Below are 24,272 nucleotides of genomic sequence, written 5' to 3'. Positions count from 1 at the left end.
GGGGCGGGGAGGAACGATGAACCTCCGCTTCACCGGCCACGCCGTGTTTCAGCGGAGGGAAGAGGCTTGTGCGGGGGGTGACTTGAGGGCGCCGAGGAAGGGGGCGAAGGCGGAGGGCGGGAAGGTGAGGGTGCGGGCTGTCGGGGCCTTGGAGTCGCGGATGGCTGTGTGGGTGGGGGTGGTGGCGATCTCTACGCAGTCGTCACCTTCGCCGTCGCCAGAGTAGGACGACTTCCGCCACATGCCGGGGGCGGTCATAAGGTGCCTCACAATTCCTTCGCCAGCCGGTGGATGAAGTCACGCGATCGTTCCCGTTCGAGTGACATGGCCTTCGTTTTCTCGAAGCGAGCCTGGTAGGTGGCGAGTTCGGTTTCGGAGTCGACGTAGAGCGCACCGTGCGGTGCGTCGCGGATCACGGTATCCAGCTTGGGTACACCGCCCCCCACGTAGGTCATCGGACTACTGCCGGTGGAGAACTCCAGATCGAAGGGGATGACTCGTACGCTGACGTGGTTCGCTTCGGACTGCTCCAGGATATGGGTGAGTTGGGCTCGGGCAGCGGCCCGGTCGCTGACCATGATGCGTAGAGCCGCTTCATGGATCACTGCGTCGAAGGGGACGGGCGAGGTGCGCTCGATGATCACGCGGCGCGCGATGCGGTGGCGCACACGCAACTCGATCTGGTCTTCAGCGAGTTCGGGGACCCTGGTCGAATACACGGCACGGGCGTAGTCCGCCGTCTGCAAGAGACCCGGCACGAACAGGAAGCCTGCGTTGCGCTGAAACCGAGCGTGGTGATCCAACTCGGACAGGTCCAGGAACGGTGTCGGCAGCAGGCCCCGGTACTCCTCCCACCAGCCCCGCGTCCGGTCCGTGGCCATCGCAACCAGGGCATTGATGAACTCCTCGTCCGTGCAGGCGTAGTGGGATGCGAGGCGGCGGAGTCGTTGCTCGCTCACCCCTGCGAGTGCGGACTCGATGTGGGTGATCTGCGCGGGGCTCACTCCGAGCAGCGCTGCCGCCTGGCGGGAGTTGAGGCCCGCCGCCTCACGAAGTCTGCGCAGCTCGGTAGCCAGACGCGCCTGGCGAGCCGTTGGTTCGCGCCTCAAAGCTCTCGACCACTCCTTGATTCAACGCGCCTGAGGGCGCGACCCGTTCGGGGTCAGATTACGCGACCGGCTTGCCGTATCTCTACATTTAGATCTACTGTCGGTGACGCAACGTACACCCTGCGGAACGCTGGGGCCTCTGGAAGCGCACCACTCCGTCCTGCCACGACGGCTGCGGCATGCCACCACCCGCCCGACCGCAACCCCCACCACCGAACGGGAGTTGACGCATGCCCGAAATCGATGCCGAACCCGAATTCACGTCCGATCCTGAGTCCTGGGAGTACTCCCTCTACATCCCCAACGACCCCCGAGCCGTCACCGTCTGCCGCCGCACCCTCCGCCTGATCCTCACCATGCATGGACTGATCGGCCTCGTCGACGTCGCCGAACTCCTCGCCAGCGAGCTGGTGTCCAACGCCGTACGCCACACCAAGGGCCCCGCCGCTCTGCGCGTCCGCTGGTCGGCCGGTGTGCTGCGGATCGGAGCCTGGGACGCGGATCCCCGGCCGCCGGAGCCGCCACGGGAGTTGGGGCAGCTCGTCGAATCGGAGGACGGGCGCGGGCTCGGAATGGTGCGGGCCTGTTCCGATCTGTGGGGATGGCAGCCGCTGTCCCGATTCGGGAATCGCGGCAAATTCGTGTGGTGCGAGCTGACCTCGGCGGCGTGAACGTTTTTTCGTAACTCGAAAGAGCGAACGAATCGCGAATGCCTAGAAACCCCTCCCTCCGCTGAAGCAAGGTTGCGCACATGGTCACATCAGCTCACGAGGGCTTGCACCGCATCTTTCAGGAGCGGCCCGAGATCCTGGCTCCCGTGTTCGGGGTATTGGGGGTCCCGTTTTCCGCGAAGGCGACCGTGGACGCCGTCACCACGGACGTGACGGAATCCCGTCCGCTGGAGCGACGCGTGGACACCGTGCTGCGCATCGGTCCGTCCGACGGTGAGGACTTTCTGCTCGCCATCGAGTCGCAGTCGGGCAAGGTCGCGGGCAAGGCGCGGAGCTGGGCGTATTACGTCAGCTACCTCCAGGCGAAGTACGAACTGCCTGTACTGCTGCTCGTGGTCTGCCAGGACACGGCCACCGCCAAGTGGGCCGTCGGCCCCTTCGAGTGCGGCACGCGCGGCTGGACGGCTCTGCGCGTGTATCCGTTGGTTGCCGGGCCTGACAACCTGCCGGTGATCACGGATGTCAGGACCGTGGCCAAGAACCTCCCACTGGCCGTACTTTCCGCCCTGGCACATGCCCGCAGCCGCGACGGCGACGCCATACTGGAGGCAATCGGCACCGCTCTGCAGGAACTGCGGCAAACCGATCCCGATACCGCCGAGTACTTCTTCGACTTCCTGGAAGTCACCCTGGGTAAGACACCAGCCGGAATGAAATGGAGGGACATCATGTCGTTCGTCAGCTACTTCCCGGGCCGAGGGACGGTTCGTGAGACGGCCTATCTCGAAGGCGAGGCCAAGGGCGAGGCGAAGGGGATCCTGCTGGTCTTGGAGGTGCGTGGCATTCCAGTACCAGCTGATGTGCGCGAACGCATCACTACCTGCACTGATCTCGACCGGGTCGACACCTGGCTGGAGCGTTCACGTACGGTCATGCGCGCGGAGGACCTGTTCGCCGAGGACCCGGACGCGGTACCGAGCACTCCCGAACAGGACTGACCGATGGACGCTTCCCAGACGGACAGCGCTCAGGACGAACCGTCGGAGTTGCTCGACCGCCGTATGCGCTGATTCCACGGGCCGCCCGGCGATGTCAGTGCCCGTGTCTAGGGTGCTCCACATGACCGACTGGATACATGGTCCCTTTCCGGGCCGCGATGTGAACGTCGTCTTCGCGCGGCGTATGCCCCTGCGTGTGCTCAGCCAGGCGTTGGACGCTCTGCATCGCGAACCCCTCGCGTACGGCGAGGGGGACGGGTGGGTGTGGGCGGTGCACGACATGCACAACTGGGAGATCGACGACTACGACTCGGTCCGCTACAGCGATCTCTGTCCGCGTGGCGTGGAGATCGTCGTGTTCGTCGTCGAGCCGTGCAGCGCGAAGGCGTTCCCGCCCGAGTTCGAGTACTACCGGGACGGCCGGTTCGTCCTCGGCTTCAGTTTCGAGAGCATCGGGCAGCGGGTTGGCGACAACCCCGACTACCTGTCGGAGGAGCTGCTCGCCGCGAATCTCATCGGCCCCGACGCGCTGTACGAGGGTCATGACGATCACGAGCGCCTCGTGCGAACGATCGCCGACTTCTTCGAACTGCCCTCCCTGTCCGTGGCATCCCTGGCAGCAGCGTCCGCAGGGGCGGTGGGCGAGTGAGCTGGCTCGCCCCGAACACGTTCGTCACCTTCTGCAAGGGCATGGCCATGCCCACCGTCGTCGACATCTTCGAGGAAGCGGGACGTCCTCCCGGCCTCGTAGGGGAGGCGGACGGTTGGGTGTGGGTGGTGCACGACGCCTACACCGCCCCGAACGCGTGCGAGGCCGGGCAGAGTGGTTGGGATCTCGCACGAAGCATCACGGCCGTCATGGGGCGTTACCACCACGCGCAGCGGGCCGGCGATCCGGAGCGCGTGGAGACCGTGTTCCTCGCCTCCACACCCGCGTGCGCGTGCCCGCACGGGCAGAACTACATGGTCCCGCACTGCGAGGAGCACCCGTTCCAGTTCGTCTACAGCCGTGGCGGGTTCGAGAGGATCGTGTTCAACCTCGGTGGGCGCCGCGAGTCACGACGCTCCGGAGGCATGGCCGACCTGCTCGTCCGTGAACTGCTGGACGCCGGGATCGTCGGCCGGGACACCCCGAGGTACGACGCCGAGCCCGGGTTCAACGCCGACGGCACGCACACCGTACGGATCATCGCCGAGCACTTCGGGCTGCCCTCACCACCGCTTGAACTCGTCGTCCCGAGGCGCTCACCTTAGGGTTCTCGGCATGAGCATCATCGGAGTGGGGATCGACGTCGCCGAGATCGAGCGGTTCCGGGCCTCGTTGGAGCGGACGCCCGGGCTGGCTCAACGGCTGTTCCTGGACAGTGAGTTGCTGCTGCCGAGCGGTGAGCGGCGCGGCGCTGCCTCGCTCGCTGCCCGGTTCGCCGCGAAGGAGGCGGTCGCCAAGGCGCTGGGTGCTCCGGCCGGGCTGCTCTGGACGGACGCGGAGGTCTGCGTCGAGGACAGCGGGCGGCCCTGGCTGCGTGTGACGGGGACCGTGGCCGCGCGCGCGGCGGAACTCGGGGTGCGGTCATGGCATGTGTCGCTCAGTCATGACGCCGGGGTGGCTTCGGCTGTGGTGATCGCCGAGGCGTAGGGCACCTGACGGGGGTAGGGCCCGTGTACGGCTGCTCGGCGGGCCGGTCGGCCGGGTGTGCGGGAGACTCGGAGTATGCGAACTGCGTACAGCGTGGAGACGGTACGGGCGGCCGAGCGGGAGCTGATGGCGCGGTTGCCGGAGGGTGCGCTCATGCAGCGTGCGGCGGCCGGACTGGCCGTCGCCTGCGGCCAGTTGATGGGGCGGGTGTACGGCAGCCGGGTCGTCCTGCTCGTCGGCAGCGGCGACAACGGGGGCGACGCCCTGTACGCCGGGGCCAGGCTCGCCCGGCGCGGAGCGGGCGTCACGGCGGTGCTGCTCGCCCCGGAGCGCACCCACGCCGGGGGGCTCGCGGCGCTGCGGGCAGCGGGCGGGACGGTGGTTTCCGGGTCCGGTGACGTAGAAGGGGCGATCCGTCGCGCCCACCTCGTCGTCGACGGCATCGTCGGGATCGGCGGGCGGGGTGGGCTGCGGGGCGACGCCGTGCCGTTGGCCGAGGTGGTCCGGGAGTCGGGGGTCGCCGTCGTCGCCGTCGATCTGCCCAGCGGGGTCGACGCCGACAGCGGTGAGGTGCCCGGGGCGGCGATCCGGGCCGATCTGACCGTGACCTTCGGGACCCACAAGCCGGGTCTGCTCATCGATCCCGCGCGTGAGTACGCCGGGACCGTGCGGCTCGTCGACATCGGGCTCGGGGAGGTCCTTCCCGGGCGGGCCGAGCTGGAGGCGTTGCAACACGCGGACGTCGCGCGGCTGTTGCCGGTGCCCGGTGTCGAGAGCGACAAGTACCGGCGGGGCGTCGTCGGTATCGCGGCGGGCTCGGCACGGTATCCGGGGGCCGCCGTGCTCGCCGTGGCGGGAGCCCTGCGGGGCGGCGCCGGAGCCGTGCGGTACGTGGGGCCCGCCGCCGACGCGGTGATCGCCCGCTTTCCCGAGGTGCTCGTGTCCGACCAGGGGCCGCACAAGGCCGGGCGCGTCCAGGCGTGGGTCGTGGGGCCCGGGGCCGGGGACGACGCCGCGACGGTCGCCGAGGTGCTGGAGGCGGACGTAGCCGTGCTGATCGACGCGGACGGGCTGCGGCTGGCGGACCGGGACGCGGTGCGGGGGCGTACCGCGCCGACGCTGATGACCCCGCACGCCGGGGAGGCCGCCGCGCTGCTCGGAGTGGGGCGTGGGGAGGTGGAGGGGGGCCGGTTGTCGGCCGTGCGTGAGCTTGCCGCACGGTATGGGGCGACTGTTCTGCTCAAGGGCTCCACCACGCTGATCGCCGATTCGGAGGGGGGCGCTGTGCGGGTGAACGCGACCGGCACCGGGTGGCTTGCCACCGCCGGCAGCGGTGACGTGCTGTCGGGGCTGGGCGGGTCGCTGCTGGCGGCGGGGCTGTCGGCGTTGGACGCGGGGAGCGTGGGGGCGTATCTGCACGGTCTGGCCGGGAGGCTGGCGGCCGAGGGGGCGCCGGTGGGGGCGCAGGATGTCGCGGAGGGGGTGCGGATGGCCTGGCGGGATGTTCGGGCTGCGGGGGACGGTCGGGGTCGGCGGGGTGCGCCGGGCCTCTGAGGCGCACGCTCGTATGACGCATGGCCGGGAGGCTGGGGGCCGAGGGGGCGCCGGTGGGGGCGCAGGATGTCGCGGAGGGGGTGCGGATGGCCTGGCGGGATGTTCGGGCTGCGGGGGACGGTCGGGGTCGGCGGGGTGCGCCGGGCCTCTGAGGCGCACGCTCGTATGACGCATGGCCGGGAGGCTGGGGGCCGAGGGGGCGCCGGTGGGGGCGCAGGATGTCGCGGAGGGGGTGCGGATGGCCTGGCGGGATGTTCGGGCTGCGGGGGACGGTCGGGGTCGGCGGGGTGCGCCGGGCCTCTGAGGCGCACGCTCGAATGGCGCACGGCCGAATGACGCATGGCCGGTGACGCATGGCCGGTGACCGCACGGCCGATGACGCATGGCCGGTCAGAGGAGTGCGCGGAGTGACGCGCGGTCGGGTGGCGCACCGCCGGGTGACGCGCGGTCGGGTGACCCCGCCGCGCGGCTGACCCCGGCGGCGTCGACCCCACGTTCTCCTGATCGCATGATCAGTCGACCGTTCGTCCTGCGAGGGCTCACCGCGCTGCTCGTCGCGAGTGCCGTGCTGCCCGTCGGCCCCGCCGTCGCGGATCCCGTGCCACCGCCCGCCCCCGGCCCGGAGGGCGTCCTCGTCCCCGGCGTACCCCCCGCTCCCTCCCAGCCCTGGACCTTCGACACCCCGGACCAACTGCTCGCGCCGCAGGTGTACACGCCGAGCCGTAAAGAGGACGCCGTCGAGCCGGCCGAGGCCGCGCGGGGGACGTACGACCTCATCGAGTACGTACCGTTGCGTGAGGCCGCGAGCAGAGTGGCCTGTTCCAAACTGGCCGGGCCCTACCAGCGGCAGGTCGAGTTCTGGCTGAAGCTGAGGGTGGACGGCAAGCAGTCCGCCGCCGACTGCCGGGCCATCCGCGCGTTCCAGCGCACGTACAAGATCAAGCCGGCCAGCGGATTCGCCGGGCCCGTCACCTGGTCCCGTATGCAGCTGCTGTCCGCGAAGAAGAATCCGAACGCGGCGGGTAAATGCCCTGTACGGACCTACCGCGTCGCCTGTGTCGATCTCGGGCGGCAGCTGACCTGGGTGCAGAAGGGGAAGAAGGTCGTCTACGGGCCCGTGCCCGTGCGGACCGGACGTACCGCCTATCCGACGCGTGGCGGGTGGCACAAGGTGTACTGGAAGCACAAGAACCACCACTCCACCCTCTACGACACCCCCATGCCCTACGCCCAGTTCTTCAGCGGGGGCCAGGCCTTCCACGCCGTCTACGGCAGCATCTACACCACCGTCGGCTCCATGGGCTGCGTCAATATGCGGCTCGCCGACGCCCGTACCCTCTGGGGCGTTCTGAAGACGGGTGATCACGTGTACGTGTGGGGACGACGGGCCGCGGGGTAGCCGCGGGTGTGCTCCGCGGTCCCTCTGAGACACTGGGGGCGCCATGAGTGAGACAGCAGCCCCACCGGCCGCCGCCCTGCGCGCCCGCGCCGAGATCGACCTGGCCGCCCTGCGGGCCAACGTACGGACCCTGCGTGCCCGCGCGCGCGGGGCGGCCCTGATGGCCGTCGTCAAGTCCGACGCGTACGGCCACGGGGCGCTCCGATGTGCTCGGGCGGCCGTCGACGCGGGCGCCGAGTGGCTCGGCACCGCCACCCCGGAGGAGGCCCTCGCCCTGCGCCGGCCGGACTCCGGGATTCCCCGCCATGTCCGGGTCATGTGCTGGCTCTGGACGCCGGGCGGGCCGTGGCAGGAGGCCGTCGAGGCCGACATCGACGTGTCGGTGGGCGGGATGTGGGCCCTGCGGGAGGTCGCCGAGGCCGCTGCCGCCGCCCGGCGGCCCGCCCGTGTCCAGCTGAAGGCCGACACCGGGCTCGGCCGCGGCGGCTGTCAGCCGGGGGACGACTGGTGCGCCCTCGTCGCCGCCGCGCTGCGCGCCGAGCGGGACGGGCTGATCCGCGTCACCGGGCTCTGGTCCCACCTCGCCTGCGCCGACGAACCCGAACACCCCTCCATCGACGCCCAGCTCACCCGCTTCCACGACATGGTCGCGTACGCCGAACGGCACGGACTGCGGCCCGAGGTGCGGCATCTCGCCAACTCGCCCGCCGTGCTCAGCCGTCCGGACACGCACTTCGACCTCGTACGGACGGGCGTGGCCGTCTACGGCATCTCGCCGAGCCCGGAGATCGGGACCTCCGCCGACCTCGGTCTTCGCCCGGTGATGACGCTGGCCGCCTCGCTCGCGCTGGTCAAGCACGTACCGGGCGGCCACGGCGTCAGTTACGGGCACCACTACGTCACCCCCGGCGCCACCACCCTGGGCCTCGTCCCCGTCGGCTACGCGGACGGCATCCCGCGCCACGCCTCCGGCACCGGTCCCGTCCTGATCGGCGGCAAGTGGCGGACCGTGGCAGGGCGGGTCGCCATGGACCAGTTCGTCGTCGACCTGGGGGGCGACGAGCCCGAGGCGGGTGCGGAGGTCCTGCTCTTCGGGCCCGGCGACCGGGGTGAGCCCACCGCCGAGGACTGGGCACAGGCGGCCGGGACGATCGCGTACGAAATCGTCACCCGCATCGGAACCCGGGTGCCGCGCGTCTACGTGAATGAGTAACAAGAGGGCGGTCGGGGGTAGTCGCCCGAAAGGCTCTTCGGCCCGGCGGCACGAGTAACCCGACAACTCCGCCTTCCTCTTCCCCCGTCAGCGGGGCCGGCAACTCAGACCAACACACCGACAGAGACCAACACACACCAACTTCAGTGGTATCTCCAGCGAGGAGCGGTACGTGAGCGAGAGCAGTGCGGAGGTCGTCGCGAGCGTCGCCACGGCGGCCGTGGCCTCCGCCGCGGAGGCGACGGCCGGGGGCTGGCGCCGGGCGACCGGCATCGCGGGCGTCGCCATAGGGGTGGTCGCCGCCGGTGCCGCCGCGGGCGTCGCCGTCGAGCGGCTCACCGTGGGGCGCGGTATGCGCGAGCGGGCGCGGCTCGTGCTCGACTCGGCGGGCCCCTACGGCGCGCTGCGCGGCACCCCGGGCAAGGCGTACGCCGACGACGGCACCGAGCTGTACTACGAGGTCGACGACGTCGACCCGGAGGCCGCGCCCGCGCTCACCCCGCGCCGTCGGCGGCTCTTCGGGCGCAAGGCCCCGGCGCCCGTCACGGTCGTCTTCAGCCACGGCTACTGCCTCAACCAGGACTCCTGGCACTTCCAGCGGACCGCCCTGCGCGGTGTCGTGCGCAGCGTCTACTGGGACCAGCGCAGCCATGGGCGGTCCGGGCGCGGGGCCGCCCAGCTCAACGACAAGACGCCCGTCTCCATCGACCAGCTCGGGCAGGACCTGAAAGCCGTCCTCGACGCCGCCGTCCCCGAAGGGCCGATCGTGCTCGTCGGGCACTCCATGGGCGGGATGACCGTCATGGCCTTCGCCGACGAGTACCCGGACGTCGTAAGGGAGCGGGTCGTCGGGATCGCCTTCGTGGGTACGTCGTCGGGGCGGCTCGGCGAGGTCAACTTCGGGCTGCCCGTCGCGGGCGTGAACGCCGTTCGGCGCGTGCTGCCCGGCGTACTGAAGGCGCTGGGGCAACAGGCCGAGTGGGTGGAGCGGGGGCGGCGGGCCACCGCCGATCTCTTCACCGGCATCATCAAGCGGTACTCGTTCGCGTCGCGGGACGTCGATCCCGCCGTCGCCCGGTTCGCCGAGCGGATGATCGAGGGCACGCCCATCGATGTCGTCGCCGAGTTCTACCCGGCCTTCACCGAGCACGACAAGACCGAGGCCCTCGTCCACTTCAGGGACCTGCCCGTCCTCGTGCTGGCCGGGGTCGGGGATCTCGTCACGCCGAGCGAGCACAGCGAGGCCATCGCCGACCTGCTGCCGGACGCCGAGCTGGTCCTCGTGCCGGACGCCGGGCACCTGGTGATGCTGGAACACCCCGAGGTGGTCACCGACCGGCTCGCCGACCTGCTCACCCGCGCGGGTGCCGTGCCGGCAGGGGCTACGGTTTCCGGTTATGGAAGCACCAGCAGCAGCGCACGACGGCCCGGCTGAGTTCCCCACCGAGGCCCCCTCGCGCCCCACGTCCTCCCTGTCGTCCGAGCTCATCGTCAACTCACCCGACGAGATGCGGGAGTTGGGCCGGAGGCTCGCCGGGCTGCTCCGGGCCGGCGACCTCGTCATGCTCACCGGTGAGCTGGGCGCGGGCAAGACGACGCTGACGCGCGGGCTCGGCGAGGGGCTCGGGGTCCGGGGTGCGGTCACCTCGCCCACCTTCGTGATCGCCCGCGTCCACCCCTCCCTCGGCGACGGGCCGCCGCTCGTCCACGTGGACGCGTACCGGCTGGCCGGCGGTCTCGACGACATGGAGGATCTCGACCTCGACGTCTCGCTGCCCGAGTCCGTCATCGTCGTGGAGTGGGGTGAGGGCAAGGTCGAGGAGCTGACCGACGACCGGCTCCATCTCCTCATCCACCGGGCCGTCGGAGACACCACGGACGAGGTGCGGCACGTCACCCTCACGGGGGTGGGGGAGCGGTGGGCGCCGGTTGACCTGAGCGCAGTGGGAACGTTCGCGTGAATGTTCCGACAATCCGTCGGCAAGATGTTGCGTCGGGTGTCTCGCCCGTGGTCACATGGTACCCAGCTCGTGGTTAGGTTTACCTAACTACGTCCGCCCCCGGACCTCAGGAGGCGCCCATGTCGGCTACCGAGAGCGCGAGCGCGAGCATGAGCATGAACGCGCCCGAGCCGAAGCCGTACGCGGTCCCCGGGGTGTCCATGCGTGATCTGCTGGCGTCCTGCGCCGCCGCCCGCGCGGTCTCGACACCGCCGCGTCCGCCCGAGGTGTCCGTCCGCCGGCGGCCCGAAGCCGCCTAGAGTCTGGCTGTCGTCGCGCGTTCAGCGGATCACGACGACCTTCTCGCCGACCGTCGCGAACTCCCACATCGCGTCCCCGTCGGTCCGCGTCTCCCGGATGCCGCCCGTGCGCGTCTCGGGGTCGGCCTGCGGAACCGCGCCGTCGTCCACCGCCGCGCTGAAGCCGATGGCCACGCCGTCCACGCCCGTGAACCGCACGACGTGCTCGATCGGGATGCCGTCGGTCCCCGTGATCGAGTTCGAGCGGGACGTGACCAGATAGCTGCCCGGCGCCGGATCGACCGTGCCCGGCGTGACCGTGAACGAGCGGCGCGCCCTGCCGGCCGTGCCCACCAGCCACACCCGGTCGTCCTCCAGGGAGTACACGACCCGCCTGCCCGCGCCGGAGCCGGCCGGCAGCGCCCCCGGGTGCCGGGTGTCCCGGGGGACCTTCGACGTGGTCACCGGCGTCGAGGAGGACAGGCGCTCGGCGCCCGGACGCAGGGGGACGTTCGCCGAGGCCTGGTAGGCGAGGAAGCCGACCCCGGCGAGAGCCGCCGCGGTGAGCCCGGCCACGAATCCCGAGCTGCTCCTGGTCACCAGTGCCCACCTCTTCGTCAGTTACGTCCCGTTTTGCGGTGACGGTAGCAGCAGCCGTACCGCCGACCGGAGCGGCCGTACGCGGGGCGCGGGCGCCGTAGGCTGTTCGCGTGCTCTTGCTCGCTCTGGATACCGCCACCCCGGCCGTCACGGTCGCCCTGCACGACGGGACGGCCGTCGTCGCCGCGTCGAGCCAGGTCGACGCGCGCCGGCACGGGGAACTGCTGCTGCCCGCCGTCGACCGGATCCTCGCCGAGGCGGGCACGGGCCTCGACGCCGTCACCGGCATCGTCGTCGGCATCGGCCCCGGCCCTTACACCGGGCTGCGCGTCGGCCTGATGACCGCCGACACCTTCGGACTGGCGCTCGGCGTCCCCGTCCACGGCGTCTGCACGCTGGACGGCCTCGCGTACGCCGCCGACGTCCCGGAGGGCCCCTTCGTCGTGGCGACCGACGCCCGCCGCAAGGAGGTCTACTGGGCGCGCTACAGCGACTCCCGTACGAGGGTCACGGAGCCGTCCGTCGACCGGCCGGCGGACATCGCCGACCAGGTCGCGGGCCTGCCGGCTGTCGGCGCGGGCGCCCTGCTCTACCCGGACACCTTCCCGAGCGCGCACGCGCCCGAGCACGTGTCCGCGGCGGCCCTCGCCTCGCTGGCCGCCGAACGGCTGGCGGCGGGCGTCGAACTGCCCGAACCCCGGCCCCTCTACCTGCGCCGCCCCGACGCCCAGGTCCCCAAGAACTACAAGGTGGTCACCCCCAAGTGACGACTGCCGTGCTGCGCGAGATGCGCTGGTGGGACATCGAGCCCGTGCTGGAGCTGGAGAAGGACCTCTTCCCCGAGGACGCCTGGTCGCGGGGCATGTTCTGGTCGGACCTGGCCCACGCGCGGGGACCGGACGCGACCCGGCGGTACTTCGTCGCCGAGGAGGTGGACCCGGAGGGCGGCAGGCGGATCATCGGGTACGGCGGTCTCGCCACCGCCGGTACCGAATCCGACAGCGGCTCCGCCACGGGGGCCGACGTCCAGACGATCGCCGTCGCCCGCGAGCACTGGGGCACGGGTCTCGGCGCCCTGCTGCTGACCGAACTGCTGCGGGCGGCCACCGCGTTCGAGTGCGCCGAGGTGATGCTGGAGTGCCGGGTGGACAACGTGCGCGCGCAGAAGCTGTACGAGAGGTTCGGCTTCGAGCCGATCGGCTTCCGGCGCGGCTACTACCAGCCGGGGAACGTCGACGCCCTGGTGATGCGCCTGCGTGACCCCTCGGCATCGGTGCCGGCGCGCGAGGCCGACGAGCAGCAGACAGGCGTACAGGCAACCGACGTACAAGGAACCCAGAGCAATGGCTGACTCCAAGGACGTTCCGCTCGTCCTCGGCATCGAGACCTCCTGTGACGAGACCGGTGTCGGTGTCGTGCGCGGGACCACGCTCCTCGCGGACGCCATCGCGTCCAGCGTCGACGAGCACGCCCGGTTCGGGGGTGTCGTGCCCGAGGTGGCGTCCCGTGCGCACCTCGAAGCCATGGTGCCCACCATCGAGCGGGCGCTGAAGGAAGCCGGGGTGAGCGCGAAGGACCTCGACGGCATCGCCGTCACCGCCGGTCCCGGGCTCGCGGGCGCGCTGCTGGTCGGGGTCTCGGCGGCGAAGGCGTACGCCTACGCGCTGGGCAAGCCGCTGTACGGCGTGAACCATCTCGCCTCCCACATCTGCGTCGACCAGCTGGAACACGGGCCGCTGCCCGAGCCGACGATGGCCCTGCTGGTCAGCGGCGGCCACTCCTCGCTCCTTCTCTCCGCCGACATCACCTCGGACGTACGGCCGCTGGGCGCGACCATCGACGACGCGGCCGGCGAGGCCTTCGACAAGATCGCCCGGGTGCTGAACCTCGGCTTCCCCGGCGGTCCGGTCATCGACCGGTACGCGCGCGAGGGCGACCCGAAGGCCATCGCGTTCCCGCGCGGACTGACGGGGCCGCGCGATCCGGCGTACGACTTCTCCTTCTCCGGGCTCAAGACGTCCGTGGCCCGCTGGATCGAGGCGAAGCGGGCGGCGGGGGAGGAGGTACCGGTGCGTGACGTGTCGGCCTCCTTCCAGGAGGCGGTGGTGGACGTACTGACCCGGAAGGCGGTGCGGGCCTGCAAGGACGAGGGCGTCGACCACCTGATGATCGGCGGAGGAGTGGCCGCCAACTCCCGGCTGCGGGCGCTCGCCCAGGAACGCTGCGAGGCGGCCGGTATCCGCCTGAGGGTGCCCCGGCCCAAGTTGTGCACGGACAACGGCGCGATGGTGGCCGCGCTGGGCGCCGAGATGGTCGCCCGCAACCGGGCTCCCTCCGACTGGGACCTGTCGGCGGACTCGTCGCTACCGGTGACGGACCCGCACGTGCCCGGCCGTTCCCACGCGGTGAGCAAGGGGAACCTGTACCCGTGACCGTCGCGTTGATGTGGGAGGCGCGGGCCGTCGAGGGGCGCGGGGACGCACTCCTCGCCTGGGCACGGGCGCAGGCACTGCCGACGGAACCCCTGCGCCGCGAGACACTCCGAGCACCGCAGGACCGCGTCCTCGTCATCACATGGTGGGACGCGGAATACGAGGCCGAACTCCCCGAACTCGCCGAGCCGGACGCGGGGTTGGTGGCGAGGGCGGTGCACCGGTGGCGGTTTGAGGTGGTGAGCGAGTGATGTACCCCTCTCCCTTCGAGGATTGGGCAACGCTTGTTCCGCCCGCGCGAGGGTGAACACCCTGGTGGGGTTCGCCATCGCCGTGGCACTCGTCGGCCAAGGGGCTGTCCAGCTTTTCCGGCGCGGAACTCCGGCGGAGCCGCCGGAGCGCCGGGGCAGGACGGGCGCGTGGTCGGACATTCTGTTCGGCGTCGGGCTCGCGCTCGGTACCGCGGCGCGCATCCCTCACGGACACCGTCACGGGTGGGACGACGTGCTTCTCGGACCGGCCTTCGGCTGCCTACTCGTCGGGGCCCTGCTGTACGTGGGGCCACGGCGGGCGAGCCGGTGAGCGGTCGGCTGTTCCGTGGGGAACCGGGTAGCTCCGGGCGTCGCGACCGAGTCGCCCTGGTCGCCACCCTGACCTTCTTCGGCGCGCTCTCGGCCTGGCTGCTGCCCGACGGCTGGAGACTGGCCTCCCTGCCCCTCGCCCTGATCTGTGCGACGATCGCCCAGCGGTACGTGGGAAGGCGCGCGGCGAAGGACATGCCGGAGGCGGCGGCGGAGGAAACGGCCACGAGTGACGTGAGTGAACCGTCCTGGTACCGGGCGAGGCGATCGCCCCCGGTGACGCGGAGGCCGTCGCAGCCATGACTGTTGACCCGAGTTCCGTCCGGGGCCGCATCGTCTACGCGTCTCCCGCCAACTCCCGGGCGCTGCTGGTGTTCCGCCTGCTCTTCTGGGGCACCGGATCGGCCCTCGCCGCGCTCACCCCCGCCAACAACGGCGGTGCCCCGGTGTGGATCTGGCCGCCGGCCCTCGTGGCCTGTCTCCTCATGGCCGGGCAGACGCTGGGGGCGATGCGGCGTCGGGCGTCCGGGGCGCCGTGATCGCCACCGTCGTGTAGTTCACCGTGAAGTCGCCGCCCAGCGCGTCGAGCGCGGTGCCGGTCACGGTCAGGAGCTCCGTCAGCCGGGCGGGCGGGAGTTGGGCGGTGCGGCCGTGGGTGGGGAGCAGGTCCAGCCACTCGTCGCGGGTGTACGTGTGCTCCCACTCGTGCCGCCACTCCTCAGGCTCGCCGAACGCGCCGCCCGCCTGCCGTATCCCGTCGGTCGCCTCGGCGAACAGGGGCGCGTACGTGTCGAGGGCGGGCCTCGTCCAGAGGTTCGGGGTGTCCGGGAGGACCCGGTCATGGACCTCGGCGAAGGCGTCGGTGACTGCGGACGAGGGCTGGAACACGTTCCAGAACAGGGCGAGTCGGCCTCCGGGACGGAGGGTCCGAGCCGCCTTCGCGGCGCCGGCGACCGCGTCCACCCAGTGCCAGGCCTGCGCGGAGACCACCGCGTCGAAGGCGCGCCCGGCGGGGTCCCACTCCTCGAACGCCGCCACCTCCACCTCGACCCCGCTCCGCCGGGCCAACTCGGCCATCCGCGCGTCCACCTCCACCCCGAGCACCCGGCACCCAGCCGCCCGGAACTGCCGGGCGACGATGCCGGTGCCGACCCCGACGTCCAGGAGGTCCGGGCCCGGTGCCGCGGCGGCGATCCGGTGCACCAGGGCGTCGGGGTAGCGGGGGCGGGCCCGGTCGTAACGGTCGGCGTCGGCGCCGAACGACCTCGCTGTCGGCCGGAGTTGACGGGACTCTCCGTTCGCGCTGCCCATGTCCGCGTCCTTTCCACTCGGTTGATCGGAGTGCTCCATGCCGGCGCAACGACTCGACGAGGGCGACCGCTCCGGTGAGGTCGCCCCGGAGACGGCCTGACCGCACCGCGAGAAATTTCCCCGAACCCCTTCAACCTTTCCGCCCCGAGCACGCTCAAGAACAGGTGAGACCGAGACCTGTGAGGCGTGTGAGGGGCGTGATGCGTATGAGGCACGTGTGCCTTTGCGGCATGTGAGCTCCACAGCCATACGCGGGACGGGAAAGGGGAGGGTGGATGTCGGCGACGGTCCGGCAGCGGGACTTCGAGGAGTATGCGCGGGCAGGTGGCCAGCGGCTGTACCGGACGGCGTATCTGCTCTGCGGTGACCGCGAGCACGCCCGTGACCTGGTGCAGTCCACGCTGGCCCGGCTCTTCCAGCACTGGCACCGGGCGAGCCGCGCCGAGCACCTCGACGCCTACGCCCGTACCGTCTTGACCCGACTGTTCCTGCACGAGCGGCGCCGCCGGCTGCGCGACCTGCTCGCCCACGCCCGCCCCGACCCCGCACCAGCCGCACCCAGACCCGATCTGCGCGTCACCCTCATGGCCGCGCTCGGCCAACTCCCGCCCAGGGCAAGGGCGATGGTCGTCCTGCGCTACTGGGAGGACCTGAGCGTGTCGGAGGTGGCCGCACAGCTGCGGTGCAGCGAGTCCACCGTCAAGAGCCAGTGCTCCCGTTCGCTGACCCGGCTGCGCGCGGTGCTGGGGGAAGCCCATGTGTACACCGCCGAGTACTGAATCCCCGTGACCCCGTGACCCCGTGACCCGGGACCCCGTATCCCCCGCCCCCGTATCCCCCGTACGCCGCCAGTGCTGAGAGGAGCATCCGTGCACGACACGCCACCCGGCCGCCCGCACGGGCCCGAGCCGGACGCCGGGCCCGACGACGCGGTCGTCGGAGAGCTGAGGGACCTGATGGAGCGGGCCGCCGCCGGACTCGCCCCGCTGCCCGATCTGACGCAGGAGGCGATACGCCTCGGCAGGCGTCGCCGGGTCCGGGCGCGGGCCGCCGTGGCCGGTGCGGTGACCGGGGTCCTCGCGATCGGCGGCGTCGGCTCGGCCGTGCTCGGCGGCCTGGGGGACCACGCGTCCGCGCCCGTCAGCCCGGCGGTCGCACCGCCCGCCGTCCCCTCCGCGACGCCACCGTCACCCTCACCGGCATCGACCGTGCCGGTGCCGGTGGCCTCGGACATGTCGGAGACCGCCCGCAGGATGCGCATGGCCAAGGCGCTGACCCGGGCGCTGGGCCAACTGATCGGGACCGTGTCCGTGGACGACAAGGGTCTCTTCGCCGGTCGGGTCGGCGGGCACACCTTCCCCGTGACCTTGCGGGTCGAGCCCGGGTCGGACGCCCTCGTCGTATGCCCGGACCCGCCCGAGACGGCCATGACCTGCCGTACGGCGTGGCTGTCCGGCCGGATCGAGGCGCGGGTCGTCGTGGCGGGCGGCGCCCTGTGGGGCGGCCAGTCCGTCAGCGTCAGCTACCTCTACGCGGACAGCACCGTGGAGCTGACCGTCGGCCCGGACACCGACGCGAGGGTCTCCCCACCCGTGAGCGCCGACCAGTTGGTGGCGGCGGCGGGCACCCCGGCCCTGCTGTCCGAGGTGAAGGCCGAGATGGAGGCCCAGGCGCTGTACGGAGCGGAGGAGCAGGGGGCGAACCCCACGGACGGGGCATCCCTCGCGCCGCCCGACAGGACCCGGACCCCCAAACCCCGGGCCCCCACACGCCAGGCCCGCACACCCCAGCCCTTCACACCCCAGCCCTCCACCGCCGAGTCCTCCTCGGCGATCGACTTGAGCAATGTCCTCGGTACGAGTGAGACAGGCGGTTCCCCCCGATGAGTGAGCAACGACGTGCGGTGAACCGGACGGGCCGCCTGATCGCGTTACGGCGGCGGCGCAGGCGCCGGACCCGTATCGGGGCGATCGGCGCCACGGTCTGCCTCGCCGCGCTCGGTACGGCGGCGGTGCCGGTCCTTTTGCCCCGGCTGCTGCCGGACAGCGCGTCGCAGTCCCGCTCCCCGGAGGCGGCCCGGACACCGGCCGAGCCCACCCCGGGTGCGGGGGCGGACGGCGCGAGTCAGCCCCCGGACGACTCCACCGCCGGCGCGGCTCCCGAGCCGTCCGAGTCACCCAAGTCCCCTGACGGCAGCGGCACTTCCGGGTCCGGGAAAGGGCCAGGGAAGGGCGCCGGGACCGGTTCCTCCTCGCAGCCCGCCATCCCCGCCTCCGGCCCCGGCACCTTCGACACGGCACCGGTCACCGTCACCGGGCCCGCCTCCGGGACGCCCTTCCGCGTCCAGGTCGAGAAGGGTGCGGGCGTCGACCCGGCGGACGCCGCCCGGCAGATCGGCGTCATCCTGGGCGACGGGCGCGGCTGGGGCCGGGCCGGTGCCCGCTTCCGCCAAGTCACCGGACCAGAAGCGGAGTTGACGTTCCGCGTCGCCACCGCGTCCACCACCGACAAGCTGTGCGACGTACGGCAGGCGGACCACATAGGCGAGGTCAACTGCCGTACGGGCTCCGACGTCGTGATCAACCTCAAGCGCTGGCAGCTGGGTTCCCCCGAGTTCGACGGACCGCCGGTCGAGTACCGCGCCCTCATCGTCAACCACGAGGTCGGCCACTGGCTGGGCCGCGGCCACGAGACATGCCCGGGTCCCGGCCGCCCCGCGCCCGCGATGATGCAGCAGATCGACGGCCTCAAGGGCTGCGTGTCCAACGCCTGGCCGTACGACACGCGGGGCCGCTACCTGAGCGGCCCCGCCGTCCCGTGAGCCGACCGGGCGGGGCCGGTCCCTGTCGTCGAATTCCCGTCTGCCCGGCGACGCCACGCACGCTCCGCCACTGCCTTGTGGGCGTGGGAGGTGCCCCCGGTCACCAGCCTGACGCCGCCGGGCCGCCCGCTGGGCGACGACGGGAATTCGACGACAGGGCCTACCCCGCCGGGGCGGTCGACGTCTCGCACCGCAGCCGCCGGTCCACCCCCAACTCCCTCACCTCACCGACCAGTCGCACCTGAGCCGCGTGCCGCACGTCCGCACTCGACGCCCCCAACCGCAGCTCCAGCACGCCCGGTTCGACGATCCGGCGTCCCGAACGGTCCGTGAACGCCGACAGGTCCGCGTGGAAGCGGAACGTGACCCGGCTCGCCGCCCCCGGCGCCAACTCCAGCCGCTCGTAACCGATCAGGCGCACATCCGGCCGGGTCACCGAGGCCACCGGGTCGTGCAGATACAGCTGGACGACCTCCGCCCCGGCCCGCGCACCCGTGTTGCGGACGGTCACCGACACCTCGTACGAACCGTCCGTCCCGATCTGCGCCGCGCCGCCCGCGCCCGCGACCCCCTCCTCGAAGCCCTCCCAGGCGAAAGAGGTGTACGACAGGCCGTGCCCGAAGGGATACAGCGGCGTCGGGTCCAGGCTGCTCACCCCGTCCGCCAGTCCCAGCGGCGGCTGGAGGTACGTCCACGGCTGGCCCCCGCGCTCCCGCGGCACACTCACCGGCAGCCGGCCCGACGGGGTGACGCGGCCCGACAGTACTCCCGCGACTGCCGGGCCGCCCTCCTCCCCGGGGAAGAACGCCTGTACCACCGCCGCCAGTCGGCCGTGCCAACGGCCCAGCGCGTACGGGCGGCCGGTGAGCAGTACAAGCACCACAGGGACGTCCGTCGACACCAGTGAGTCCAGCAACTCCGCCTGCACACCGGGCAGTTGCAGTTCCGCCACATCGCAGCCCTCACCCGACGTGCCCGCGCCGAACAGGCCGGCCCGGTCGCCGAGTACCGCCACGCACACATCCGCCTCGGCAGTGCGGGCCACCGCCTCCGCGAAGCCCGCGTCGCCCGGCTCCGAGGTGTCGCAGCCCTGCGCGAACGTCACCTTGGCGTCCGGGAGTTCGGCGCGCAGGGAGTCAAGGAGCGTGGCGATGTCGATGCCCACCGGGGACTCCGGATGGCTCGGCAGGACATGCGAGGGGAACGAGTAGCAGCCCAGCATCGCCAGCGCGTCCGCCGCCCGGGGCCCGACGACGGCGATCCGCGTGTCCGGCGCCAGCGGGAGCAGCCCGTCCGGGTTGTCCAGCAGTACCACCGACTCCTCCGCCAACCGGCGGGCTAGCGCCCGGTTTCCGGCCGAGTCCAGGTCGATCGGCCCGCCGTCCGGCTCCGGCCGCCAGTCCTCGTCCAGGAGACCCAGCTCGCACTTCTGCGTCAGGACGCGGTGCGCCGCCCGGTCCACCAGCGACTCCGGTACGTCCCCTGCCCGTACCGCCGTCACCAGCGCGTCGCCGTAACTCCCGATCGACGGCAGCTCGACATCGATGCCGGCTGCCAGTGCCAGGTGGGCCGACTCGGCCGGTGTCCCCGCGACCCGGTGCAGGGTCTCCAGGAAGGCGATGCCGAAGTAGTCCGAGACGACCGTTCCCGTGAACCCCCAGGTCTCGCGCAGGAGTTGGGTGAGAAGGTATGGGTCGGCGGAGGCCGGGACGCCGTCCGTCTCGTTGTAGGCGGCCATCACCGAACGCGACCCGCCCTCACGCAGCGCCATCTCGAACGGCGGCAGGGTCACGTCCGCGAACTCCCGCACTCCCGCCCGGACGGGAGCGAGATTGCGGGCGCCGGCCGAGGACGCGTATCCCGCGAAGTGCTTCAGGGTGGCGATGATCCCCGCCGACTGCAGACCCCGCACATACGCCGACCCGATCGTCCCCACCAGGTACGGGTCCTCCCCGATCGTCTCCTCCACCCGGCCCCAGCGCGCATCCCGTACGACGTCCAGGACCGGGGCGAGGCCCTGGTGCACGCCGACCGAGGCGAGGTCGTGGCCGATGCGGGCCGCCATCTCCTCCACCAGCTCGGGGTGGAAGGTGGCGCCCCAGGCCAGCGGGACCGGGTAGGCGGTCGCGCGCCAGGCCGTGAAGCCCGCCAGGCACTCCTCGTGGGCCAGCGCCGGGATGCCGAAGCGGCCCGCCTCGGCGATCCGGCGCTGGGCGCGGGCCAGCGCCTGCGCGCCCAGCGCCGGGTCAACGGGGGCCGTACCGAAGGGGCGTGTGAGCTGGCCGAGGCCCAGGGGGATGAGGTCGTCCAACTGGAAGGCCGGGGTCAGGTCGTGCTGGTGCGGGGCGACCCCGTGGCCGTCCGTCGAGGCGCCCACCCACAGGCCGTACAGCTGGGCGGTCTTCTCCTCCAGGGTCATCCGGGAGAGCAGGTCGTCGACGCGGGCGTCGGCGGACAGGGCGCGGTCACGCCAGGGGGCGGTCGTCATGGAACTCCTGTCAGAGTCAGAGTCTGCGAGTTCGGTGTCTGCGTGGTCGCCGGTGGTCACTTGCCCCCCACGCCCATCAGGCCGCCGATCAGCGCCCGCCGGGCCACCAGGTAGACGGCGAAGATCGGGATGCCGGAGAGGACGACCGACGCGAGCAGGGCGGGGATGTTCACGCCGAACTGGCTCACGAAGTTGAAGAGGCCGAGGGTGAGCACGCGGGGTTCGTCGGACTGGGTGAAGATCAGCGGGAAGAGGAAGCCGTTCCAGGCCTGCAGGGCCGAGAAGATCACGACGGTGCTGATGCCGCCCTTGGCCAGGGGGACGGTCAGCTGGAACAGCATGCGGACGGGGGAGGCGCCGTCGAGGGCCATCGCCTCGTACAGGTCCTCCGAGATGTCCCGCAGGGTGCCCGTGAGGACCAGCACCGAGACCGGCATCGCGAAGGCCGCCGTCGGCAGGATCACCGCCAACAGGCTGTCGTACAGGTCGAGTTTGGCGATCAGGAGATAGAGCGGGACCACCACCGCCTGGGCCGGGATCGCCACCCCGAGCAGGAACAGCCGGAAGGCCGCCCCCGACCAGCGGGTGCGGGTGCGCACGGCCACGTACGCCAGCGGGACACAGAGCACGAGGACGATGACCACGACCGTGACGGCGACGATCACCGTGTTGCTCAGCAGATGCCAGAAGCCGGAGTGGAGAACGGTGTTGTAGTTGTCGAGGGTCGGATCGGTGGGCGGCTTCAGGGGGTTGCCGGTGAGCGCCTTGTCGGGTCCGGTGAGCGAGGCCGACAGCATGGCGTAGATCGGGACGAGGACGATCACCAGCCAGATGATCGAGCCCAGTCCCGCCAGCGGGTTGGCCCGCCTCGACCAGTGCCTGCGCCGACGGTGAGCGTCGGTCCGCGGCCGGTCCGGGCGCTTGTCGGTCGTCGTGGGACGAGGAAGCGTGTCGTGTGACACTCCGTCACATCCCTTCACGCGTACTGCGCATGCCGCCGAAGCCGGTCAGTCGCACAAGGAGCACGGACAGTCCCGTCGCGGTCACGACCAGGAAGGACGCGATGGCGCTCGCGTAGCCGAAGTCGTAACTCTTGAAACCGGCTTCGTACATCAGGTACGGCAGGATCGCCGTGTCCGTGCCTGGGCCGCCTTTGGTGAGGATGAGCACGGTCTCGAAGTACGTCAGCAGGCCGACGACCATCAGGATGGTGGACGTGGTGATGGTGTGCCGTAGCTGCGGGAGCGTGATCGAGAAGAACTGGCGGTAGCGGCCGGCGCCGTCGATCGCCGCCGCCTGGTAGAGGACCTCGGGTATCTGGCGGGCCCCGCCCTGGTAGATCAGGGTGTGGAAGGGGATGAACTGCCAGGCGCCGACGAAGACGATCACGAGGAAGGCGCCGCTCGACGAGCCGAGGATGTTCTCCCGGATGATGCCGAAGTTCGGGTCCAGCAGGGCGTAGAAGAGCAGCCCGATCGCCGTCGAGGAGAGCAGGAACGGGACGAAGAAGATCCCGGAGAGGATGGCCCGGTTGCGCTGCCGGCCCGCCGCCCATACGCCGAGCAACAGGGAGATCACCGTCTGGAAGACCCAACTTGTCACCATCAGAAGGACGGTGATCCCCAGCGACTGGGTCAGCCGTGGATCGTCCAGCAGCTTCTGCCAGTTGGCGAGACCCACCGGCTTCGGGTCGCCGAGGCCGTCCCACTTGGTGAAGGAGAGATAGAAGGCGAGGCCCATCGGGACGACCGCGAAGAAGGTGAAGAAGAGGACCGCGGGGAGCGCCCAGACGGCATTCGGCCGCCCGGCCCGCGCCTTCACCGTTCTTCCGCCCCCGGAGGTGACCGTGGAGCTCACTTCAACTCCTTGCAGGCCGACACGAACTCACTGGGCGTCGACTTGCCAGTGAAGAGCTTTCCGATCTCCGTGTGCATCTTCGTGCCCAGCTCGTCGCCGAGTGCCTGGTCCCAGGAGAGCGTGAACGCGGGCGCCTGCTGGACCATCTCGTACTGGAACTTCGCGTACTCCGGGTTGGGCGCGGACGACAGCAGCGCCGCCGCGTTCGAGGTGGTCGGTACGTCGCCGAGGGCGACCAGGTCCTTCGCGTACGCCTCGGACGCGCAGTCCTTGAGGAAGGCGATCGCCGCGTCCTTGTTCTTCGTACGGGGGTTGATCGACCAGTAGTTGGTGGGGTTGCCGACGACGTTGCGGACGTCGCCGACGCCGTCCTCGATCTTCGGGAAGGCCGCCCAGCCCAGGCTCGACTTGGCGAAGTCGGGGAACTTGCCGAGCTGCGTCGAGTACTCCCACGAGCCCATCAGATGCATCGCCGCCTTGCCCTTGGCGAACACCGCCGGAGCGCCGCCGTTGACATACGACACGGAGGTGAACTTGTCGCCGAAGGCGCCGTCGTCGATGAGTTCCTTCACCATCTCGGCGGCCTTCAGGACCGCCGGGTCGCCCCAGCCTTCGGCGTCACCGTCCTGGATGCGCTTGAAGACCTCGGGGCCGCCGATACGGTCCACCAGGTACTCCAGCCACATCAGTTCGGGCCAGAGATCGGAGCCGCCGAGGGCGAAGGGGGTGATCTTCGCCTTCTTCAGCTTGCTGTTGACGGCGAGCAACTCGTCCCAGGTGGTGGGCGGTTGGATTTTCTGCTCGGCGAACACGGACTTGTTGTAGAAGAGGATCACCGGCTGCATACCGCGCATCGGTATCCCGTAGTGACGGCCCTTGAGATCACCGGCGGCGAGCACGGACGGCAGGAAGCCGTTCTTCAGCACCGGGTCGTTCTCGATGATGTCGGTCAGGTCGACGATCTTGCCGGCCTCCTGGTACGCCTTGATGGAGCCGCCGCCCCAGTTGAAGAAGACGTCCGGGGCGCTGGGCGAGCCCATCGCCGTGCGCAGCTTCGCGGAGTAGTCCGACCCCGGGATCTTCTCCAGTTTGACCTTGCCCTTGGCCGTCTTCGCGGCCGCCGACTTGTTGAACCGCGTGGCAGCCGCGGCCTGGACCTTCACGGCGTCGTCCCCGTACACGAACGCGGTGACCGTGTCCCCGCCACCGCCCGAACCCTCACCCGAGCCGCAGGCGCTGAGGCCGGTGGTGAGCAGGGCGGACGCGCCGGCGCCGAGCACCCAGCGCCTGCTGAACGCCGTACCGGTGGGCCGGGTGGACCGCCCTCTGTTCGACTCCATGACAGCACCTCTCGCGAATGTTC

The 24,272-nt window shown here is 71.2% G+C and carries 28 protein-coding genes; 20 read left to right on the top strand and 8 right to left on the bottom strand.

The window, feature by feature from the left end; all coding sequences use genetic code 11:
- Nucleotides 1-48 precede the first annotated feature (48 nt).
- Nucleotides 49-258, bottom strand: coding sequence for a DUF397 domain-containing protein (locus tag QA861_RS17005; protein WP_334589168.1), 210 nt, complete (start codon nt 256-258; stop codon nt 49-51).
- A gap of 8 nt (nt 259-266) precedes the next feature.
- The gene (locus QA861_RS17000) at nt 267-1,109 is read right to left on the bottom strand and encodes a helix-turn-helix domain-containing protein (RefSeq protein ID WP_334589167.1); all 843 of its coding nucleotides are present in this window, start codon (nt 1,107-1,109) and stop codon (nt 267-269) included.
- A gap of 230 nt (nt 1,110-1,339) precedes the next feature.
- Here QA861_RS17000 and QA861_RS16995 point away from each other — a divergent pair, with 230 nt between their 5' ends.
- The 11 genes from QA861_RS16995 (at nt 1,340) to QA861_RS16945 (ending at nt 10,840) form a co-directional block, all read left to right on the top strand.
- Complete coding sequence (locus QA861_RS16995; RefSeq protein ID WP_334589165.1) at nt 1,340-1,780, top strand: ATP-binding protein; 441 nt, start codon at nt 1,340-1,342, stop codon at nt 1,778-1,780.
- 80 nt (nt 1,781-1,860) lie between these two features.
- Nucleotides 1,861-2,778, top strand: a complete 918-nt coding sequence (locus QA861_RS16990) for a hypothetical protein (protein ID WP_334589164.1) — start codon at nt 1,861-1,863, stop codon at nt 2,776-2,778.
- 121 nt (nt 2,779-2,899) lie between these two features.
- Nucleotides 2,900-3,427 carry a hypothetical protein gene (locus tag QA861_RS16985; RefSeq protein ID WP_334589163.1) on the top strand — a complete coding sequence of 176 codons (528 nt, stop codon included), beginning with the start codon at nt 2,900-2,902 and terminating at the stop codon, nt 3,425-3,427.
- Nucleotides 3,424-4,032: a hypothetical protein gene (locus QA861_RS16980; RefSeq protein ID WP_334589162.1), complete on the top strand. Its 609-nt coding sequence runs from the start codon at nt 3,424-3,426 to the stop codon at nt 4,030-4,032. Before QA861_RS16985 ends, QA861_RS16980 begins: the two co-directional genes overlap by 4 nt.
- 10 nt (nt 4,033-4,042) lie before the next feature.
- A complete protein-coding gene (locus QA861_RS16975) occupies nt 4,043-4,414 on the top strand; it encodes a holo-ACP synthase (protein WP_334589161.1) in 372 nt (123 codons plus the stop codon).
- 75 nt (nt 4,415-4,489) lie between these two features.
- A complete protein-coding gene (locus QA861_RS16970; protein WP_334589160.1) occupies nt 4,490-5,968 on the top strand; it encodes an NAD(P)H-hydrate dehydratase in 1,479 nt (492 codons plus the stop codon).
- Nucleotides 5,969-6,476: 508 nt separating this feature from the next.
- Nucleotides 6,477-7,367, top strand: coding sequence for a L,D-transpeptidase family protein (locus QA861_RS16965; protein WP_334589159.1), 891 nt, complete (start codon nt 6,477-6,479; stop codon nt 7,365-7,367).
- A 43-nt stretch (nt 7,368-7,410) separates the two neighbouring features.
- A complete protein-coding gene (alr, locus tag QA861_RS16960) occupies nt 7,411-8,580 on the top strand; it encodes an alanine racemase (protein ID WP_334589158.1) in 1,170 nt (389 codons plus the stop codon).
- Between the two features lie 172 nt (nt 8,581-8,752).
- Nucleotides 8,753-10,015 carry an alpha/beta fold hydrolase gene (locus QA861_RS16955; RefSeq protein WP_334589156.1) on the top strand — a complete coding sequence of 421 codons (1,263 nt, stop codon included), beginning with the start codon at nt 8,753-8,755 and terminating at the stop codon, nt 10,013-10,015.
- A complete protein-coding gene (tsaE, locus tag QA861_RS16950; RefSeq protein ID WP_334589155.1) occupies nt 9,978-10,541 on the top strand; it encodes a tRNA (adenosine(37)-N6)-threonylcarbamoyltransferase complex ATPase subunit type 1 TsaE in 564 nt (187 codons plus the stop codon). The genes QA861_RS16955 and tsaE overlap by 38 nt, the downstream gene beginning before the upstream one ends.
- Before the next feature lie 119 nt (nt 10,542-10,660).
- Entirely contained in the window at nt 10,661-10,840 is a 180-nt protein-coding gene (locus QA861_RS16945; RefSeq protein ID WP_334589154.1) for a hypothetical protein, read from the top strand.
- 21 nt (nt 10,841-10,861) lie between these two features.
- Here QA861_RS16945 and QA861_RS16940 read toward each other — a convergent pair whose 3' ends face one another.
- The gene (locus QA861_RS16940; protein WP_334589153.1) at nt 10,862-11,419 is read right to left on the bottom strand and encodes a hypothetical protein; all 558 of its coding nucleotides are present in this window, start codon (nt 11,417-11,419) and stop codon (nt 10,862-10,864) included.
- A gap of 110 nt (nt 11,420-11,529) precedes the next feature.
- Here QA861_RS16940 and tsaB point away from each other — a divergent pair, with 110 nt between their 5' ends.
- The 6 genes from tsaB (at nt 11,530) to QA861_RS16910 (ending at nt 14,971) form a co-directional block, all read left to right on the top strand.
- Entirely contained in the window at nt 11,530-12,186 is a 657-nt protein-coding gene (gene tsaB / locus QA861_RS16935; RefSeq protein WP_334589152.1) for a tRNA (adenosine(37)-N6)-threonylcarbamoyltransferase complex dimerization subunit type 1 TsaB, read from the top strand.
- A 20-nt stretch (nt 12,187-12,206) separates the two neighbouring features.
- Complete coding sequence (locus tag QA861_RS16930) at nt 12,207-12,770, top strand: GNAT family N-acetyltransferase (RefSeq protein WP_334590597.1); 564 nt, start codon at nt 12,207-12,209, stop codon at nt 12,768-12,770.
- Complete coding sequence (gene tsaD, locus QA861_RS16925; protein WP_334589151.1) at nt 12,763-13,851, top strand: tRNA (adenosine(37)-N6)-threonylcarbamoyltransferase complex transferase subunit TsaD; 1,089 nt, start codon at nt 12,763-12,765, stop codon at nt 13,849-13,851. The genes QA861_RS16930 and tsaD overlap by 8 nt, the downstream gene beginning before the upstream one ends.
- Complete coding sequence (locus tag QA861_RS16920) at nt 13,848-14,102, top strand: hypothetical protein (RefSeq protein ID WP_334589150.1); 255 nt, start codon at nt 13,848-13,850, stop codon at nt 14,100-14,102. Before tsaD ends, QA861_RS16920 begins: the two co-directional genes overlap by 4 nt.
- A 327-nt stretch (nt 14,103-14,429) precedes the next feature.
- Complete coding sequence (locus QA861_RS16915) at nt 14,430-14,735, top strand: hypothetical protein (RefSeq protein ID WP_334589149.1); 306 nt, start codon at nt 14,430-14,432, stop codon at nt 14,733-14,735.
- Nucleotides 14,732-14,971: a hypothetical protein gene (locus QA861_RS16910; RefSeq protein ID WP_334589148.1), complete on the top strand. Its 240-nt coding sequence runs from the start codon at nt 14,732-14,734 to the stop codon at nt 14,969-14,971. Before QA861_RS16915 ends, QA861_RS16910 begins: the two co-directional genes overlap by 4 nt.
- On the opposite strand, the gene QA861_RS16905 is transcribed toward QA861_RS16910, so the two are convergent.
- Nucleotides 14,916-15,743, bottom strand: a complete 828-nt coding sequence (locus tag QA861_RS16905) for a class I SAM-dependent methyltransferase (protein WP_334589147.1) — start codon at nt 15,741-15,743, stop codon at nt 14,916-14,918. The genes QA861_RS16910 and QA861_RS16905 overlap by 56 nt on opposite strands.
- A 275-nt stretch (nt 15,744-16,018) precedes the next feature.
- Between QA861_RS16905 and QA861_RS16900 the strand changes: the two genes are divergently transcribed.
- The 3 genes from QA861_RS16900 to QA861_RS16890 all read left to right on the top strand — a co-directional run bounded on the left by QA861_RS16900 (nt 16,019) and on the right by QA861_RS16890 (nt 18,564).
- Complete coding sequence (locus tag QA861_RS16900; protein WP_334589146.1) at nt 16,019-16,522, top strand: SigE family RNA polymerase sigma factor; 504 nt, start codon at nt 16,019-16,021, stop codon at nt 16,520-16,522.
- 90 nt (nt 16,523-16,612) lie between these two features.
- Nucleotides 16,613-17,629, top strand: a complete 1,017-nt coding sequence (locus QA861_RS16895; RefSeq protein WP_334589145.1) for a hypothetical protein — start codon at nt 16,613-16,615, stop codon at nt 17,627-17,629.
- Nucleotides 17,626-18,564, top strand: coding sequence for a DUF3152 domain-containing protein (locus QA861_RS16890; RefSeq protein ID WP_334589144.1), 939 nt, complete (start codon nt 17,626-17,628; stop codon nt 18,562-18,564). Before QA861_RS16895 ends, QA861_RS16890 begins: the two co-directional genes overlap by 4 nt.
- A 160-nt stretch (nt 18,565-18,724) precedes the next feature.
- On the opposite strand, the gene QA861_RS16885 is transcribed toward QA861_RS16890, so the two are convergent.
- The 4 genes from QA861_RS16885 to QA861_RS16870 are packed head-to-tail and all read right to left on the bottom strand — an operon-like array spanning nt 18,725 to nt 24,249.
- Nucleotides 18,725-21,052 (bottom strand): beta-xylosidase/alpha-l-arabinosidase, encoded by a 2,328-nt coding sequence (locus QA861_RS16885; RefSeq protein WP_334589143.1) that lies wholly within the window; start codon nt 21,050-21,052, stop codon nt 18,725-18,727.
- A gap of 56 nt (nt 21,053-21,108) precedes the next feature.
- Entirely contained in the window at nt 21,109-22,014 is a 906-nt protein-coding gene (locus tag QA861_RS16880; protein ID WP_443041493.1) for a carbohydrate ABC transporter permease, read from the bottom strand.
- A 4-nt stretch (nt 22,015-22,018) separates the two neighbouring features.
- Complete coding sequence (locus QA861_RS16875; protein WP_334589142.1) at nt 22,019-22,909, bottom strand: carbohydrate ABC transporter permease; 891 nt, start codon at nt 22,907-22,909, stop codon at nt 22,019-22,021.
- Nucleotides 22,906-24,249: an ABC transporter substrate-binding protein gene (locus QA861_RS16870; protein ID WP_334589141.1), complete on the bottom strand. Its 1,344-nt coding sequence runs from the start codon at nt 24,247-24,249 to the stop codon at nt 22,906-22,908. Before QA861_RS16870 ends, QA861_RS16875 begins: the two co-directional genes overlap by 4 nt.
- Nucleotides 24,250-24,272 lie beyond the last annotated feature (23 nt).

Origin of the sequence: Streptomyces sp. B21-083 (assembly GCF_036898825.1) — a bacterium.
Lineage (GTDB): Bacteria > Actinomycetota > Actinomycetes > Streptomycetales > Streptomycetaceae > Streptomyces.
Note: the sequence above shows the minus strand (reverse complement) of the source record. Positions and strands in the feature narration are given on the sequence as shown.